This is a genomic window from Bradyrhizobium erythrophlei (genome assembly GCF_900129505.1).
In the GTDB taxonomy this organism is placed as follows: Bacteria; Pseudomonadota; Alphaproteobacteria; order Rhizobiales; family Xanthobacteraceae; genus Bradyrhizobium; species Bradyrhizobium erythrophlei_D.
In genome coordinates, this window is record NZ_LT670818.1 from 2,355,970 (window position 1) to 2,371,595 (window position 15,626).

Annotated in this window: 16 protein-coding genes and 2 pseudogenes; 8 read left to right on the forward strand and 10 right to left on the reverse strand. The window is 57.3% G+C overall.

Features of this window, described 5'->3' with window-relative positions:
• Positions 1 to 229 precede the first annotated feature (229 nt).
• A complete protein-coding gene (locus B5525_RS11130) occupies positions 230 to 520 on the reverse strand; it encodes a hypothetical protein (protein WP_079566048.1) in 291 nt (96 codons plus the stop codon).
• Positions 521 to 950: 430 nt separating this feature from the next.
• Here B5525_RS11130 and B5525_RS11135 point away from each other — a divergent pair, with 430 nt between their 5' ends.
• Positions 951 to 1,541: a septal ring lytic transglycosylase RlpA family protein gene (locus tag B5525_RS11135; RefSeq protein ID WP_079566049.1), complete on the forward strand. Its 591-nt coding sequence runs from the start codon at positions 951 to 953 to the stop codon at positions 1,539 to 1,541.
• A gap of 173 nt (positions 1,542 to 1,714) precedes the next feature.
• On the opposite strand, the gene B5525_RS11140 is transcribed toward B5525_RS11135, so the two are convergent.
• Complete coding sequence (locus B5525_RS11140) at positions 1,715 to 2,914, reverse strand: MBL fold metallo-hydrolase (protein WP_079566050.1); 1,200 nt, start codon at positions 2,912 to 2,914, stop codon at positions 1,715 to 1,717.
• Between the two features lie 1,212 nt (positions 2,915 to 4,126).
• Complete coding sequence (locus B5525_RS11145; RefSeq protein WP_079566051.1) at positions 4,127 to 4,339, reverse strand: hypothetical protein; 213 nt, start codon at positions 4,337 to 4,339, stop codon at positions 4,127 to 4,129.
• 205 nt (positions 4,340 to 4,544) lie between these two features.
• Between B5525_RS11145 and B5525_RS11150 the strand changes: the two genes are divergently transcribed.
• Positions 4,545 to 6,044 carry an adenylate/guanylate cyclase domain-containing protein gene (locus tag B5525_RS11150; protein ID WP_244567867.1) on the forward strand — a complete coding sequence of 500 codons (1,500 nt, stop codon included), beginning with the start codon at positions 4,545 to 4,547 and terminating at the stop codon, positions 6,042 to 6,044.
• Positions 6,045 to 6,389: 345 nt separating this feature from the next.
• Here the strand turns inward: B5525_RS11150 and B5525_RS43760 are convergent.
• Positions 6,390 to 6,614, reverse strand: a pseudogene (locus B5525_RS43760) (carbohydrate ABC transporter permease); the annotation flags it as partial.
• Here B5525_RS43760 and B5525_RS11155 point away from each other — a divergent pair.
• Positions 6,612 to 7,043 (forward strand): annotated as a pseudogene (locus B5525_RS11155) (hypothetical protein); the annotation flags it as partial. The pseudogenes B5525_RS43760 and B5525_RS11155 sit on opposite strands and share 3 nt — an antisense overlap.
• A 667-nt stretch (positions 7,044 to 7,710) precedes the next feature.
• Here B5525_RS11155 and B5525_RS11160 read toward each other — a convergent pair.
• The 5 genes from B5525_RS11160 to B5525_RS11185 all read right to left on the reverse strand — a co-directional run bounded on the left by B5525_RS11160 (position 7,711) and on the right by B5525_RS11185 (position 11,512).
• Positions 7,711 to 8,190 carry a hypothetical protein gene (locus tag B5525_RS11160; RefSeq protein ID WP_079566052.1) on the reverse strand — a complete coding sequence of 160 codons (480 nt, stop codon included), beginning with the start codon at positions 8,188 to 8,190 and terminating at the stop codon, positions 7,711 to 7,713.
• Positions 8,191 to 8,638: 448 nt separating this feature from the next.
• Positions 8,639 to 9,361 carry a ketopantoate reductase C-terminal domain-containing protein gene (locus B5525_RS47765; RefSeq protein WP_425305301.1) on the reverse strand — a complete coding sequence of 241 codons (723 nt, stop codon included), beginning with the start codon at positions 9,359 to 9,361 and terminating at the stop codon, positions 8,639 to 8,641.
• Entirely contained in the window at positions 9,252 to 9,578 is a 327-nt protein-coding gene (locus B5525_RS47770; protein ID WP_079566054.1) for a 2-dehydropantoate 2-reductase N-terminal domain-containing protein, read from the reverse strand. Before B5525_RS47770 ends, B5525_RS47765 begins: the two co-directional genes overlap by 110 nt.
• Positions 9,579 to 9,617: 39 nt before the next feature.
• A complete protein-coding gene (locus B5525_RS11175; RefSeq protein WP_079566055.1) occupies positions 9,618 to 10,478 on the reverse strand; it encodes an SDR family oxidoreductase in 861 nt (286 codons plus the stop codon).
• A gap of 734 nt (positions 10,479 to 11,212) precedes the next feature.
• A complete protein-coding gene (locus B5525_RS11185; RefSeq protein ID WP_079566057.1) occupies positions 11,213 to 11,512 on the reverse strand; it encodes a hypothetical protein in 300 nt (99 codons plus the stop codon).
• Positions 11,513 to 11,845: 333 nt separating this feature from the next.
• On the opposite strand from B5525_RS11185, the gene B5525_RS11190 reads away from it, so the two are divergent.
• Positions 11,846 to 12,223: a hypothetical protein gene (locus tag B5525_RS11190; protein ID WP_154073154.1), complete on the forward strand. Its 378-nt coding sequence runs from the start codon at positions 11,846 to 11,848 to the stop codon at positions 12,221 to 12,223.
• Positions 12,224 to 12,307: 84 nt separating this feature from the next.
• Positions 12,308 to 12,694 carry a hypothetical protein gene (locus tag B5525_RS11195; protein WP_079566059.1) on the forward strand — a complete coding sequence of 129 codons (387 nt, stop codon included), beginning with the start codon at positions 12,308 to 12,310 and terminating at the stop codon, positions 12,692 to 12,694.
• A 273-nt stretch (positions 12,695 to 12,967) separates the two neighbouring features.
• Here the strand turns inward: B5525_RS11195 and B5525_RS11200 are convergent, their stop codons facing one another.
• Positions 12,968 to 13,378: a winged helix-turn-helix domain-containing protein gene (locus B5525_RS11200; protein ID WP_079566060.1), complete on the reverse strand. Its 411-nt coding sequence runs from the start codon at positions 13,376 to 13,378 to the stop codon at positions 12,968 to 12,970.
• Between the two features lie 724 nt (positions 13,379 to 14,102).
• Here B5525_RS11200 and B5525_RS43765 point away from each other — a divergent pair.
• The 3 genes from B5525_RS43765 to B5525_RS11210 all read left to right on the forward strand — a co-directional run bounded on the left by B5525_RS43765 (position 14,103) and on the right by B5525_RS11210 (position 15,578).
• Positions 14,103 to 14,279 (forward strand): hypothetical protein, encoded by a 177-nt coding sequence (locus B5525_RS43765; protein WP_154073155.1) that lies wholly within the window; start codon positions 14,103 to 14,105, stop codon positions 14,277 to 14,279.
• A gap of 221 nt (positions 14,280 to 14,500) precedes the next feature.
• Complete coding sequence (locus B5525_RS43770; RefSeq protein ID WP_154073156.1) at positions 14,501 to 14,674, forward strand: hypothetical protein; 174 nt, start codon at positions 14,501 to 14,503, stop codon at positions 14,672 to 14,674.
• 457 nt (positions 14,675 to 15,131) lie between these two features.
• Positions 15,132 to 15,578: a PepSY domain-containing protein gene (locus B5525_RS11210; RefSeq protein ID WP_172899849.1), complete on the forward strand. Its 447-nt coding sequence runs from the start codon at positions 15,132 to 15,134 to the stop codon at positions 15,576 to 15,578.
• The last annotated feature ends 48 nt before the right edge of the window (positions 15,579 to 15,626 follow it).

Genomic DNA, 15,626 nt, shown 5'->3' on the forward strand with positions numbered 1-15,626 from the left:
TAGAGTCCGCGCTTGATCAAGCAAGATACAGACTTGTCCACGCCAGCCATTGGCGCATATTTTTTGATGGCGGTTAAGTTTCCGCATTGTTGGGTTTCCGCTGCCGGGGGGACTTCACCGATTGCGCAATCCTCCCTGCGTCCGGACCCGGACGCAGGGATAGGCGGATGCTGACCTAAAGATTGGGGCGTCGCGACGCTATCCTACGCAGCGCATAGCGATGGAGGCCTTAGTGCCCGGTCTCCAAGACGATGACGAGGCCTGTCGGTTCCGGTTCGTGGGGCCTCAGTTTCGTAAGGGTCGCATCACTCCAACTGGCAAGGCTCACGACTTCTCCGGTTCGAATTTCCGTTTCCAGTTTTTCGGCCGGCTCCAGGACGTTAAGGCCGCTGTCATCGATAAAGAACGTATGTTCCCCGAACATGCTATGCAGTTGAGGAACCGCCGGATGATTATCGGGAAGAACCTCAGCCTCGAATTGGCTCAAGGTCTTTTTCACCTGTGTCGAATTCAGCTTCATGATTACTCCTGTTTTTGCCACCAGCCTTTCGGAGTGCGCGCTATATCTAGCGATGAAGGTCTGCGGGGAGCCTCTAGCAAAGCGGGGCTTTCTCCTAGTTCCCGCCGCCGGTACCGGGCGACGACGCGCCGAACGGCTTTGGTCATTAGTGAGAACCCACCATGATTGTTTGTGTTCCATCTTCAGCGCGACCAAAGCCAACCTGTCGCGGCGAGCGTCAGAGCCGGCGCCCCCTAAACAGACATCTTCGTAGCCGGCTGGAATGTCTCAAACGTGCCAACAGGCGACATCGCGCCTTGCGGCGAGTTGTGGCGCAATAATCACACCCGAATGAAATCGGTGGTTGATGCCGCGCCTGGTCTTGTTCAGCGGCGGTTCCGCCCTCATCGTGGGTCGGATTTAGGTTGGAGGAACAGGTTGGGGATGCAACATGTCTTCCGTCGATTGTGCCAAGAGTTCGTACGGCGCCATTAAAGCAAATCATATTCCTGACGCGTTCTCGGTCTCGGGCGCTCGTGTCCGGAATGTCATTCGACTGTTTGCCATCGTTCTCGGCGCGGCGTTGCTTGCGGCTTGCGCTCAGTCATCCGTTGTCACCAGGAATTCCGAATTTGTTGGCCCCAGTCGACAGGCGTCGCTGCAGCACAATCGAACGGCATCATTCGTCACCAACAGGCGTGTCGCATCCGCGAAAAAGCATATCCCGTTCGCGCGGCACAACAACGCGGCCCCGACACAGATCGCCTCGCGGGGAATTGCCAGCTTCTACACGGAAGGGCAACAGACCGCGAGCGGCGAAAAGTTCGATACGCACGATTTAACCGCCGCTCATCCTACGTTGCCGTTTGGCACCCGGCTGCGGGTGACAAACGTCGCGACGGGGCGGTCAGTGACAGTTCGGGTCAATGACCGCGGTCCGTACATTCCCGGACGAGTAGTCGATGTCTCACATACTGCGGCCGATGCGCTGGGAATGGTTGGAAGTGGGATCGCAAAGGTCAAACTTGACGTCGTCCAATAGCTAGCAGAAGCGGCCTAAAGGTAAGGATCGAAAGATCGTTTGGATCATCTTCAGACATTGACGCCCGCAATCGCGAAGTCTGCTTTGCCCGGAACAACGGACATCGTCGGATCGCCCGGCTAGGTCCGTTTCGTGCCACGAACGGACATTCACGTAATAATATTGAGGTCCGCTCACGCCTCGAAAACCAAGCGAGTTCCTGTGTACCCGCGTAAGAGCTTCGTCGGCATAGCAGCGCGCGCGATTTCGTAAAAAGGTTCGCCCGTACAATGCAGCGGAACCACGTAAGTCGGATCGATTTCCTGGAGTGCCTTGACCGTATCTCGAACGTAATCCTCTTGATAGGGCGCGAGATGAAAGCCTCCAATCACTGCATGAATTCTTTCCACACCGGAGGCAGCTTGAGCTTGCCTGATTGCGTTGACCACGCCGCGATGGCTGCACGAAGTCAGGACGACAAGCCCCCGTCCTTTCAGATTGAATGCCGTCGCAATCTCGTGCTGAAATTGATCCGGCACGACGGGCGCACTGCGTTCCGCCTCGCTGAGGCGGTCGGGATAGCAGCCGACGCCCCGCTCAAAGCCAATGGTCATTGCGCTCGGCGATAGCACCTTCTCAAAGGTCTTCTGACCGATCTGCCCCGTGGCCACGGCGTGATCGGCAACCAGGGCCGGTCTCTCCGCGACGGTCACGGCGAGGTCGGCCTCTTCGAGGGCTTTTCGGTTGATGACACCGAAGTTGCCCCGCGCCGGGGGGGCAGTCCACTCGCGCGCGCAGAAACATCCTTCGCCACCGACAAACAACGGCAGTTTGGGCTTTAGCTTGCCACTATGCGCCTGTAAGAAACCGACGAGGCCGCCAAAGTGGTCCTGGTGCCCATGGCTGAGCACAAGTGCGTCGATGGCCGCAGGGTCAATACCAAGCAGGCTCGCATTGTTGAGAAGTGCTTCCGGCGTGAAACCGAAATCCACCAGGACGTTGCGCGTCTCGTTGCCGCGCCGCGACTCGACATGCATCGCAAGGCCGAATTCGCTGACCAACGTTTTGCGCGGCGGCTTGTCGCTAAGACCCCAGCCAAAGTGCTGGACATCGAGGTTGGGCAGCTTTCTGCTCGGGGCGACAGCGAACTGATAGCTATCGATCACTATCCGGACTGCCACGCGGTCGAGCTCAGGCAATGATCCGGTGACCGTCTCAGCCCTGACCGGCTTCGAGCCAGCGAGGAGCGTAGCAAGTATCATGCTTAAGACACTGGCGCCGCCACTACAGATAAATTCTCGCCGCCCAACCTCGTCGCAGAAAAACTGCCGCCAAGGCACCTGAGGACGTGCCGGTGTTAGCGCAATCGAGTCTGAAATATGATCACTACCCATTGCTACCTCCCGTTCCTGCCAACAATCAGGCCATAACCAGAAGGCGCGGGACCGCACGGACGTATTTCGTCCCAGAGGGTCGGGCGTCTTAACTAAGAAATCATCCTATCAACTGCTCAAACTGCTGCCACGTCAACAAAACGCCGCCAAGAGCTTTGACGAGTTGCATAGTGTCGTTGGCCGTCGCCAAGGTTGGGACAGTCCGCCTTACCTGCATTAGCAGGTCTCCTCGACGAGAAGCTCGTCCGCGATCAAATATGACAGCCCTCGTCCAGCGCTGTAAGCGGCTTCTGCCGATGTCGCATAAGGGTCAATCGCGTCATTTTGGCCGCGTGCCGGTCACTTCCGGTTTGCCCCTGAGAGCGGACTCAAATCGGACATCGCTGGAGGTCCGTTTCGTGCCAAAAGCAGACTCATACACCGCAGCAAATAGCATCTCTAGCCGCATTTGGCTGTATAAGTTCGCGCTATGGCTTCCTTAGGAAGTTAGATCGCAACCTGTCAGCAAACCAAACCACAAAAATCGCAGCGAACGACAGACAAAAGTATATACCAGACCATAAAAGAGCGTTTCCCGCAGTTGTCATAGCTCTCTCCCTTGCATCCAAAAAGGATCGCCTCAATGGGATGATTGCCGACAATCGCAGGACGGATGTTGCGATAAATCAATTTGGCGCCACGCCGTTGAGGCGGATACTCCTTCATCGTGATGGACTTGCACCATCTACTCCTTGCCGGTCTCCCGGTGCACTCCGCTCTACCCCCAAAACCGGACATCGCTCAATGCGGTCGGCATGTCCGTTTCGTGCCATGAAGCGACATTGCGCGTCGCAAGAGACCGTCACTAAGGCGGCCTTAGTTCAGCGCGATAAGCGCGTGTGCCATTCCGGGTTCAGTCCGCGTTCAACGAGAATGCGAGACCCACGCGCCGGTGTTTTGAGAAAGTGAGCCGACGCCGAGGTTTGCCCACACGCCGCTCCCGAGGAGCAGGAGAGCGATACCCACTCCGAGCACTTGTTTCATTTTAAAACTCCATGGCTGGACGTCACGGAGCCAAGCGCGAACGTGCTTGTGAGAGCGAATGCGGTTGCCAGTGCGATTGTTAGTTTCATAATTGTCTCCTTGTTTACACAAAGGACAACCGCACACCGTCTTTCCGCCGTTCCTTGCTAGGTCACTTGAGCTGGGCTGTTGCTCATTCTTCAAAGGATGTTAGCCCATCTGCTTACCGCGTAAATCGCTGTGGATAGTGTTCGGTCCCATCGCCATCGGCCCAATCTCTTTAAAGCGCGATGCGGTCTCCTTCTGTGCCAGGTGTCCCCAGCGCTCCGCTTCACCAAGCCATTTCCAACTATGCTCACTATCAAACACGGCTCGTTGTCGGTAGAGCAGTTCCATATCGCGGCAACTCATTTGTTGTTTCATGGCTTACCTACCTAAGATTGGACCGCATTCTACGGTTTGTTTGCCCAGGCTTTCGTTACATCGGTGCGGCTATTGTGTGAAAGGGAAGCGCCCTTGACACATCGCCCACTCGCTATCTGTTTATTGGATATGCATCGTGAGAAGGCTTCGTCACTCTCATTACGCTTTTTGCTTCCGATGTCCGAATTGGGTGGCGGACATTGTCGTGCTCCTCATTCGTGGGATGGTCAGTGCGGAACAGGGCTTCGACACGTTGGCAGCGTTGCCCACAAGGGGTATCATTCAACTGACGGTGCTGAGCCGGACCTCTTTAGGTAGCAATTGGTACCGGCACCCGCAGCTGGCCAAGTCGCGATTAAGGTCTGTCATGGCTGCACCAGTGACCCATTACGTCAAGAGCGACGATGTTCATATCGCCTATCAGGTTATAGGCGATGGACCGTTGGACTTGCTGTTCGTCCCGGGTTTCGTGTCACACATCGAGGCGACCTGGCAGTCACCGGTACGCAGCTCGTTCTTCCGTCGCCTGGCATCGTTCTCCCGCCTTATCCTCTTCGACAAGCGTGGCACCGGAATGTCAGACCGGGGATCGCAGATTTTCACGCTTGAGCAGCGCATGCACGACGTGCGTGCGATTCTGGACGAAGTCGGTTCAGAGCGGGCGGCTTTGTTTGGCGTATCCGAGGGCGGGCCGATGTCCTTGCTTTACGCTGCCACGTATCCCGAACGCACATCGGCGCTGATCTTGTACGGCTCCTATGCTAAGCGCAGTTGGGCGCCCGACTATCCCCTAGGCTGGGACGACGAGCAATGGCAGCGCTTCCTCGAAAACATCGAACGCAATTGGGGCACACCACAAGGAATTAGTATCGAAATGTGGGCACCGAGCCTTGCCCGCGATCCGAGTTCCGCCGAACGCCTCGCTTCCTATTTTCGCACAGCGGCAAGCCCCGGAGCAGCCGCCGCGATCATGAAGATGAACAGAGAAATCGATGTGCGACACGTCCTGCCCGCGATCCGCGCTCCGACGCTCATTTTGCACCGCGTTGGAGATCGGGTTCTCGACGTCGAGCACGCGCGCAGAATGGCTCAAGGCATCCCGGGAGCCCAGCTGATCGAGCTACCTGGCACGGATCATACATTTTGGGTGAATGACGGCGGTCTGCTGCTGGACCATGTCGAGCAGTTCTTGACGGGCAAGCGCCATGCGCAAGACCGGGAGCGGGTCCTCGCTACGGTTCTCTTTGCGGACATCGTGGGATCCACCGAGCGAGCTGTCGCGATTGGTGATCGTTCATGGCGCGAATTGCTCGCGGCATTCCGTGCAAAAGTTCGGGATACGTTGCGGAACTTCAACGGGCGCGAGATTAATACTGCGGGCGATGGTTTCCTTGCGGCCTTCGACGGCCCGGCGCGAGCGATCCGCTGCGCAGGTGCGATCCGCGAAGCAGCGCGCTCGCTCGGCCTCGAAGTCCGCTGCGGACTGCACACCGGGGAATGCGAGCTGGTCGGTGAAGACCTGGCTGGTATCGCAGTGCACATCGGCGCGCGAGTCACCGCACTGGCCGCGCCCGGTGAAGTGCTCGTTTCCCAGACCGTTCGAGACCTGGTGGCTGGTTCAGGATTAACGTTCGCAGAGCGCGGCGTGCACACCTTGAAAGGTGTGCCGAGCGAATGGCGCCTGTTTCAGGCAATTGTGGATTGACGCACGACTTGGGCTTGCGGAACGCAACCACGGGGCCATCATCCGCACCCTGCCATGACTGCTATGGGTCAAACTGAGAAGAACTCAGTCTGAGCAAATGTCTTCCGGGTTACCCCTGAAAGCGGACGTCGCTGGATGCGGGAGGCATGTCTCAAACGTGCCATAACCGGAAGAACTCAATGAGAGTATGAGATTTTGAGCTCCCAAAACTGACGCGTTTGTTTCGGACGGGATTGGTTCTGCACGCGGTGCTGGCGTCATCTCCAGCCTGGACCAACAAGCGGTTCCGGCGCTTTTGGTTGCTTCAGCACAGAATTTCAGTCAGCAATCCGGGGAATCTGCCGTTCATGCCTTGACCGACCCGGCGGTGAGGCCGGAGACATAGTGTTCGACGAAGAGCGAGTAGATGAGTGCCACCGGGATCGAGCCGAGCAGCGCCCCAGCCATTAGTTGACCCCAGTAGAACACGTCGCCGCGGATCAGCTCGGCGATGACGCCGACCGGCACGGTGCGCACCGAGCTCTTGGTCAGAAAAATCAAGGCGTAGAGAAACTCGTTCTGCGAAAAGGTTGTGGTATGGGAGGCTTGGCTGGGGAAATTCCCGCCCGACCGGCCTTTACCCTTAGCGCTATCAAGACAAAGGTGGAGCTTCTTGCGGTGTCGGCAGCCGAACTCGGCTTTGAGACCGAGACTGCGTCGCTGGCGGACATCTATGCGCGCGCTCAACATCTAGGCTTTGGACTTGCGGCAGCAGAGGTCGCTCCGCAACTTAGGCTTCAATATTTTGAACAGCCGATCGGTGAATTTCTCATCATCGGAATGGAGCCAATCAAGACGTGGAACGGCGAGCCCGTCATTTTAAATGTAGCTAATGGCGGAGCGGGACTAATCTTCATCGGCCAAGATGGCAGCGCCGACGCACAAATATCCGTAGCGTCGCGTTTGCTATTCGTGCGGACCAATGAAGTCGACGAGGCCGCAGCGCTCGTCCATCACTGAAATTTCCAGGTACGCGCAGATACTGCCTAACTCAAGACGCTGCATAACAGGTGCGGCAAATCGTACCTAACCGATAGCCGAAGGGTGAATGCAGCAGCGCGAGCAGCTTCACTAACCCAACAACCCGTGCTAAAAGCGAGGTTGGACGGTAGGCTTACGGACTACCGCCCAACTTTGAGTAGGCGATGCTTAGAAACCCGCCTCCATACTGTAGAACCTTCCGTTCTTCCCGTGACTCGGAGGCGGGTTTTCTTCCTAGCCGCGTCACTCGCTCGTACACAATGTCCTGCCCGATTCCCAATGTCCGAGAAGGGGCAATCGCGTCACTTTGACGGCTGGCCGACGACTTCCGTTTTACCCCAATCAGCAGACTAATTCAGTGTCCGTCGGCAGGTCTCAAAGGTGCCAACAGCCGACGCGCGTTGAGACGTCGCCATCCCCCTTTGGGCCAAAAGCACCGCCTTCGAGCCCGCGTTCGACCACTTTCGGTCTGGTCCTATGGACGTACAATAGTTCTTGCGCCTGTCGAAGGCGTAAGATCTGAAGTTGGAAGGTGGACCGCTATTAGGGCAAAGGTAGTGGCCCCGCCGCGACCGGGCGGCGGGGCTCGAATTTTATTTGCGGGCCCGCGCCTGCTCAGGACGGCGCGATACGTCCGCGCGCGGCGTTATGAGCCGGGTGTTTTGACGACGAATTTCCCGTCATAAAGGCCGGCTCCCTTGAACGCGGTCGGCACGCTTTCGAAACTGCCCGTGCCCGTAGCGTTTGCGTAGGCACCCGTGCCAGAAAGGATCGTATATTCGCCCTTCGTCCGGCCTTCTTTGACCGAGCCAGCATAACGCGCCGTGATCGAGGATCCGTCTTCGAAAGTGTAGGTGCTGTAGCCGTAAATGGGTCCCGAGCCTTTGAGCAAGTCAGCGGAAGCCACGAAGTCCTTCACGGCAGTGCGGCCGTCCTTGAAGAAGGCCACGCCGAACATTTTGCCAGACCCGACCACTTGGCCTTCGATATTTGCTGCCTCTGTTACCTTGTAATCGATCGGCTTGGTGACGAGCTTGAACTCGAGCACCTGCTCTCCGGCTAGAGCGGTCGACGCCACAAAGACCAGCGCCACGCCAGAAAGGAAAACGGCGAGAGACTTAGGCATAAGCTCCTCCTGCGTTTGCTGAAATTTACGAATGCGTGCCGCAGCGGGCTGTACACTCTGCCTGAGATTTCTGTTGCGACACGGCAGAGAGCCCGAGCGATGCCCCGCCAGCGGCTGAAGTTTTGGAAATCCAGCATGCAGGCTTGGGCATGACTATAGGTCAAAGCGATGGAAAAAAGGTTCAGGACTTGATCAGGTGCGATTGTATCGGGGAGTGCCAATCCTCGCGGGCCGTTCACCGGGGCAGCGGTGACGCACGCTTTGGGTCATCTTCGGGCTTCGGCCCGCTTGATCGGGACGTCCGCTATTCCCCCCGAAAGCGGAAATCGTCAGGTCGCCCAGGCATGTCCGAAAAGTGCCAAGAGGAGACTCGTGCACTGCAGCAAATCGTCGCTATTCGATCACTTCGTCGGCACGCGACAACATCGTCCGCACCAAGTGAGTTCGATTATGTTTTTGGACAGCGGTTGATTTCGTAGGTCTGGAGATTGCATCGGGAGGCGGTAAGAAGTGGCGCGCTGACGCCTAGCCGCCCCGCGCATTCTGCAAGATCGCCGATAGTGTGCTCGCCTTCGGTGGGTCGACCGTCTTCCATATCGATCAGCATGAAGGGCCCATAAGCCGAGTCCGGTTGGGAAAATAGCGCGGAGATTTCGCCAGCGGTATTGAAAGCTGGCAACGGCGGGTAGCCCACCGCCGTTACGACCCGTGTGCACTCCGCGATGACGGCAGAGACAAAGGACGCGCCGTCAGATGCCCGTGCGATAACTCCGGCGCGCGATCTGCTCAAGGACGCGATTGTCGCGCTACAGGCAAATCCGAAGAATTTCTCCCACATCATCATGAGGACGTTGTCCGTGACTTGGACCGGGATGCCACCCGCTTCCAGCGCGGTCTTGATTGCAGTGCATCGGGAGGATGAGCGGCCGTCGAGTTCACCAATGGCGGTAATGTTAACACGTACCTGACTCTGCTGGATTGTTCCGTCCGGCATTAAGGCAGCATTGATGACCGTGAGCCCACCCAGCACGCGCCCGGCACCAAATCTCTCCGTAAGAACGTCAATATGTCGTACGCCATTCAGTACAGGTATGATCACGTTTTGCTCGCCCATCGCCGGAGCAATCGCGTCCATGGCCCCAGCAAGATCGTAGGTCTTGCAGGTGAGCAGAACGACATTGTAGGTCCCGTCGAGCTGGCCTTCTTGAACTGTCCTGACCTGCGTGCGGAGTTTCGACTCCGTCCTGTGTTTTTACGATCAGGCCATCGTGCCGAAGCTGGGCGGCGCGCGCTGGTCGGACGAGAAATGTGACGTCGGCCCCGCCCTTGATAAGCATTGCACCAAAATATCCCCCGAGCGCTCCAGCGCCCAATATCAGGTATCGCATTTGGTCCCCCGATGGCTCTCGATGGCCGATAGATCGTATTCACAGATTTACGTCGATGCCGAACTCGCGCTTGACCATGAGGATGTAGTCCGCATCGCTCGCCGCCCCGATATCAATTACCTCCTCGTCGGTCTTGCTCGCCCGCCATTGGAGGAACGGTGCGGCATCGGGACCGACGGGATAACGGAGCTGCCAGCTGTCGCTATCGACAATCTCGCGGATTTTGTCGCCAACAACGTAGGGCGACGTCGGTTTGGTCAGCGACTGCGCGAACATGGCCCTTTGACGCCGGTAATGCGGATAAGGACTGTCGTCGGCTACCGGCGCTGCCTTCGAGAATATCGGCGTAGCGATGACGCCGGGTTCGACAACGGCAACCCTCACATTGAACGCCTTCATTTCCTGCGCGAGGCACTCGCTCAAGGCCTCCAGAGCAAACTTGGACGCAGAGTAAGCCGCTGCAGGAGCCAAAGCCATTCGGCCAGCTATCGACGTGACATTGACAATGCAACCCTGCCGCCGCTGGCGCATCCCGGGTAAGACGGCCTTGATGCAGCGGAGCGCACCGAAGAAATTGGTTTCCATCACCTCACGAAATCTCGCCGCTGAGCTTTCCTCCACCGAGCCGCCGCCACCAATCCCGGCGTTATTCACCAGCACGTCGAGGCGACCGTGTTGGGCCATGACCTTGGCGAACGCACTTTCCACCGAAGCATCATCATCTACGTTGAGCGTGGCCATCGTGACCGGAAGCTTCTCGGCCGTCACGATTTTCTGAAGCTCCCCCGCGCTCTCCGGATTTCGCATCGTCGCAATGACGGTATGCCCCCCACGCGCAAGCGTCACGGCGGTCGCCAATCCAATTCCGCTGCTAGTGCCAGTAACCAACGCAATTGCCATTCTCGCCTCCCCGAAAAAAGCAACAGTGTAACTGCCCGCACTCCAAAATTGGAATACGTCTTGGGCTACTAGAATGAAATATATCCGTGAGTGGTCGACTTCCGAGAAGGGTCATTTTCGGACCTCAGCGCGGTCCTGAACGATGTCCGCTCTATGCCGGCGAACAGACATCACCGAGCGCGGACACGAGGTCGGTTTGGTGCCAACTGCGGTCATTCTGCAACCGCGTAGATGAGTGCTGCCCTCACCGGGAAGGCTGCACTTGATCTGCCCATGAGAGTGCTGGCGTGGGAGGATACCCAAGGTAAGGTGCAATTGAGTTACACGTCTTGGGGCGAGTTCAAATTCCGAAACCGATTCACCGGTCATGACAAGCGGCTAGCCGGGCTTTATGAATCTTTGGCCAATAAGGCCACCGAATAGCGACAGCAAGTAATTGGCGCTTTGGCCGTGACACAGCCAACGATATGATCTGGCCGCATCGCCAGAATTATCATGCTGCCTATGATCCGTCACGACAGACGCTCAGCATGTAGATGCAAAGCCATCTTTGTCGCGCCTTTCCGCTCGGCCGACGGCGGCCCGATGCTGAAGCGGCGAGCATGATACCGACGCGGTCAAAACGACTGCGCTTGGCGGCGTCGGCACATTGCGGCCGGTCAGGACCGCCGCGGCCGATACGGCTCACAGAACCTCAATACTCGAAAGCAACGCCCGCAACTCTCAGCGGAGCCTCAGAGATCGATGCCGACCGCGATGTTACGGCCCTTCAATTCGGCAAAGGTAGCTGTGTTTGCGTACAGCTTTGTGAATGCTTCGTCCTTTGCCAATGCCTCCTGTACCTTTCCGTACACTTCCCAACTGGAGTAGCGCGTGGAGATAAGAAACTCTCCGGCCCACATACCAGTGTGAAACCGGGAAAGTCGAAGAAATTCAGCACCGTGTTTTTCGAAGATTGCCTTCGCCTGCTTGGCGGTCTTGATCATTTCCTCAGGCTTGTCGCTCTTGAAGCGTGTAAATTGTACAATAGCCATGACCTAATCCCTCCGTTGAGCCCCCACGGGTAGGTCGAGGAGTGGCCGCAGAGGTTCACAGGAAATCGGGTCATAAGCGCCGTTTTAACGGTCGGCCGATGACTTCCGGTCTACCCCGAACTTCAGACATATCGGTGCAGCGCACTAAGTGACGTTATGTGCCAAAATCGGAAGTGGCGCGCGCTCATACCATCAGCTCGGCAGAAGAGGCCGGAGCGGAGTTGTGTTTACCCTTTATAACCCGAAATTTCACTCTTCGATTGTAAATTTACGGTAAAACATTAGGGGTTGAGATCGGCGTTATCCGGGGCGATCAACTTGCGGGAATTTAGCTTGGTAGCGGCTGTTGTTCTCGGGCTTATCGCCGGCGTTTTCGCGACGCTCCTTTTCATTTTGGTGGCAGCGAACATTTACGAACCCCTGCAGCCACGCCTTTTGCCGCCGAACCCATCGGCCGAAGTGTTTGCCCTGTTTATGCTTGCTCTCTATGCTTTCTGGTTTTTTGCGCTTTGGGCGATCACTCGGAAGGTAGGTCAGCTGAATTTCGTTCTCCTATTTCTCTTCGTGCTTCCTTTGCCTTCGATTGTGGTCGCCTACGAGTGGGGGAAATCTCTTGACGAGCGGTGGGGACATCGATCTGACTTAACGACCGCACCGAACGCCAAAGTCAGAGTGGCACGTTCGGTGGCGGTCCCTTTCCTTGCCGATTAGCGTCGGCGCTCGGTGCCTCGCCACTACTCTTAACCGCGAATACGCTTGAGGGCGTGACACTTACGCGCTGCTGGGATGCAAGCAATGGTATTTATGTTTCTTTTAAAGATGCTTCTCGCGAGCCCCGTCACGTACCTGGGTTTCATCATGGCTATTGTGGCTCCGTCGATGTTTAATTGGAAGCCAAACGCGCTGCTCTGGCTGCTTGCGCTGCTTCTGAACTTCCCTTCTCTTCAAGTTCTCTATTTGGCAAGCTCTCATTATGGAAGCTGGGTGGATGGAAACACTGATCACCTCGTGGATGCACCACCGATGGCGGTCGTGGATTCGCTTATAATCTTTTTTTGGGGCACCGGCGGCGCCGGTTTAGGATTGGTCCTTTGGTTAGTGTTACCAGAACGACTTCGGGCTATCAGACCAGCACGCGCCATTTTCTCGCGCAACTTTTGGAGGGCGAGGCGACCGGACTGACTATCCGCTAATGGGATCATTTTCAGACCTCAGACCGCTCTTGAGCCAGGTTCGTTGAAACCCCCAACAACAGAGTCAGGGCCCTTTCCTCAGCCGGCATTACCCAGCTTCGACGGTCATACGACCCCGTCCGACTCCCGCCATGGCCGCCGCCTTCGCGACGTTGAGGCCGCTACCCTCGCCCTTGACGGGTCTCCCCCGATTACCCGAACCACCTGCCTTGCGCTGGTGAAGATTCGCGAGGGTTGCCTGGGCCTCTTCTGATTTCGTTGTTCATGCCTGCCCCCTGTCCTGCGGGATGGCCGCCTGATCGGTCGCAGCGAGAACGAACCCTGCGCCGCGGATGTTGCGGATCATCGGGACTTCATTTGGCCCGTCGACCTTGCGGCGCAGCTTGCCCATGTGCACGTCGACGAGATTCGTTTCAGGCACGAATTTGTAGTGCCATACCTCTTGGAGCAGCATGGTGCGTGTCAGGATCTGGTCGTGCCGGCGCGCCATATATTCGAGCGGGCGGAATTCGCGCGGCCGGAGCTCAAACGATCGGTCGCCGCGCTTCGCTGTTCGATTGGTGAGATCAAGTTCGAGAGATCCTACGCGCAGTGCCGACCTCTGTTGATTACTTGCGATGGACACGGGCGCGTTTGTGGGTGGCGTGCTAAGCACGCGGGTAGCCTGGGTCATGTGGATTCGCTCCGTTGTGGCTTGGGTTAGAGCCGGGGCGGAAGTTCGCGCTTCCCCTCGGCTCGCCGATGTGGTAATACCAAAACATGCCAAAGTCAGGAACGGTATTACCAAAACCTAACAAGGGAGGGCGGCCCGCGACCGGTCGCGATCCCGTTCGCGCAATTCGACTTTCCGACGAATTCTTATCGAAGGTTGATGCTTGGTCATCAAAGCAGAATGACGAGCCCGGCCGCTCCGAAGCCATCCGCCGCCTGGTCGAGCTGGGCCTAAAAGCTCGGCGTTAGTTAGCAAAACTCACCTTGCAAGCCGTCGATGTTCGCTACCTGTCCTGCCATCCGTCTCCTATCTGACAGAAGGTACGGGACGTGAACGCGTCGGGCAGCCACAATTCTCGAGGGCGGCCAAGTCGACCGCCTGGAAGGCGGAGCGAAAATGACCGGACCTCGTCCAGCAGGCCGACCGTGGACGCTTACGGACGACGATATGCTGCGCAAGCTAGTAACTTCGGGAATGAAGCCGCGGCTGATCGCCCAAAAAATGAAACGCTCCATCGGAGCCATCCAATCGCGAATTTACCTTTTTAAAAAGTCCCGAAAGGAGCTTCCGCTGAAAGGCTCCTGATTTGCTGATTTGACAATTCCCCTTTCGGGGCGCTTTCGCCGCGTCGGCCGGCCACGCTACGGTGTGATGGTGGCTGCAATCAACGACGAAGGGGATGGTTATGATTTCGGTTTTGATCGGTGTTTTGATTATCGTCGTCATCGGCGCAATCTGCTTTTGGGCCATCGATAAGTTTGCCAACGACCGCCGACTATCGAATCTGCTCAAATTGCTCGTGGTGCTCATCTGCCTCGGTGCCATTTTGCAACGAGTGCTCCCGTTAACGGGAACATATTGATCAATGCCATCCGTCGCCTGGTCGAACTCGGGCTCAACGTCAAAACGCCAGAGCCGCCCGTCAACAAGCCCGCCCGCGCCTCGCGCGCCCGCTGCCGAATCGATCGACCAGATGATCGACCCATTGGCGCCACCCCAAGAACGCGCCCAGCGCCGAAGCCGGCTCACCAAGGGGCCTGAGGAGTTTCGTGAGGTGCGCGTCGATCGGCCGAAAGCGAGAAGATGAGCAAGCGCACGATCGCTCTGTTGGTTTTAGCGGTCGTTGCAGCTGCGGCCCTCACGGTTGAGGTCACCTATTTAGTGCTCGACCGCTTCGTGCTCCGTGATCCGAACGATCCACTTACCAAAGCGGGCGGGCTATCTCCGGCGAAGGACCTGAAGGCGAAGGGAAAATAACTCCTCAACCGCCATCTGTGCCCTTGCGCGGTCGTATCGGTATCACCCTCGCTGGCCCACGAGGCTTTTTGGGCGGCTCCGGCATCGGATCTTGTGGAGCGTCAGGATCGAATCGAGTCCATTCGTCGTCCGTGTAGCCACAGACCACACTCCACCACAGTTCGGACAGCTCAGCCCTCGCCCACGGCAGGCTTTTGATCTCTGCTTCTTCATCTTCTCGGTCGCCGACGTCCACCGGGACGGGTATCGCAGGGCTTGTCCACATGATGCCGCCAGCGGGCAACTCGACGTATTCGCAGCCGCCTACGTTGGTGCTCTCTCGCCGGCCCGACACTGGCGCTCGTCGGATTGCCGCTTGGCGTTCAGGGGAGAGCGATTATATGCACGAACAATGGGGAGATACGAAGTCCATCCAAGAGGAATGAACTTGAGAATCCCAGTCATAGCTGCAGTAGCGATGTCGATTATCGGGCCCGCATTCGGACAGACGCAGCCCACGCGGCCGTCTGCCTATGCGACCGGCCCGACGATGCCCTCCGCCTTCGCGACTGCTCCCCTCAATCCTTGCTATGCCCGCTTGTCGTATAATCCCACCAGCCCTTGTTACTCCGGTACTGCTTATCCCTCCTACTCCGCGATTGAGCCCTTCGAATTTCCTAATGCGACAAATCGGCAGGCTTTGCCGGGTGCCGATAGCCTCAACGGAGATCAGGCGAGGCAGCGAATTGAAGCGAAGGGTTATTCAGATGTATCCGGATTGCAAAAGGACAATCGCGGAATTTGGCGCGGCAAAGCGACGTTAAAAGATGGCAGGTCCGTTGCCGTTGTCCTCGATCTAGACGGTAACATCTACTCTGAATTGTCTCCGTCCATTACCATCCGTCCGCTCAACCTCAACGATTGATGATCGATCTTGTCTTGGCAGTCCTCAGGTTGATAACGAGCTCATATC

Excerpts from the sequence above, each read along its gene's own strand:
- B5525_RS11130 (WP_079566048.1), bottom strand. The coding sequence starts at position 520 with ATGAAGCTGAATTCGACACAGGTGAAAAAGACCTTGAGCCAATTCGAG.
- B5525_RS11135 (WP_079566049.1), top strand. The coding sequence starts at position 951 with ATGTCTTCCGTCGATTGTGCCAAGAGTTCGTACGGCGCCATTAAAGCA.
- B5525_RS11140 (WP_079566050.1), bottom strand. The coding sequence starts at position 2,914 with ATGGGTAGTGATCATATTTCAGACTCGATTGCGCTAACACCGGCACGT.
- B5525_RS11145 (WP_079566051.1), bottom strand. The coding sequence starts at position 4,339 with ATGAAACAACAAATGAGTTGCCGCGATATGGAACTGCTCTACCGACAA.
- B5525_RS11160 (WP_079566052.1), bottom strand. The coding sequence starts at position 8,190 with ATGCCTAAGTCTCTCGCCGTTTTCCTTTCTGGCGTGGCGCTGGTCTTT.
- B5525_RS47770 (WP_079566054.1), bottom strand. The coding sequence starts at position 9,578 with ATGCGATACCTGATATTGGGCGCTGGAGCGCTCGGGGGATATTTTGGT.
- B5525_RS11175 (WP_079566055.1), bottom strand. The coding sequence starts at position 10,478 with ATGGCAATTGCGTTGGTTACTGGCACTAGCAGCGGAATTGGATTGGCG.
- B5525_RS11185 (WP_079566057.1), bottom strand. The coding sequence starts at position 11,512 with ATGGCTATTGTACAATTTACACGCTTCAAGAGCGACAAGCCTGAGGAA.
- B5525_RS11195 (WP_079566059.1), top strand. The coding sequence starts at position 12,308 with ATGGTATTTATGTTTCTTTTAAAGATGCTTCTCGCGAGCCCCGTCACG.
- B5525_RS11200 (WP_079566060.1), bottom strand. The coding sequence starts at position 13,378 with ATGACCCAGGCTACCCGCGTGCTTAGCACGCCACCCACAAACGCGCCC.
- B5525_RS43765 (WP_154073155.1), top strand. The coding sequence starts at position 14,103 with ATGATTTCGGTTTTGATCGGTGTTTTGATTATCGTCGTCATCGGCGCA.
- B5525_RS43770 (WP_154073156.1), top strand. The coding sequence starts at position 14,501 with ATGAGCAAGCGCACGATCGCTCTGTTGGTTTTAGCGGTCGTTGCAGCT.
- B5525_RS11210 (WP_172899849.1), top strand. The coding sequence starts at position 15,132 with ATGTCGATTATCGGGCCCGCATTCGGACAGACGCAGCCCACGCGGCCG.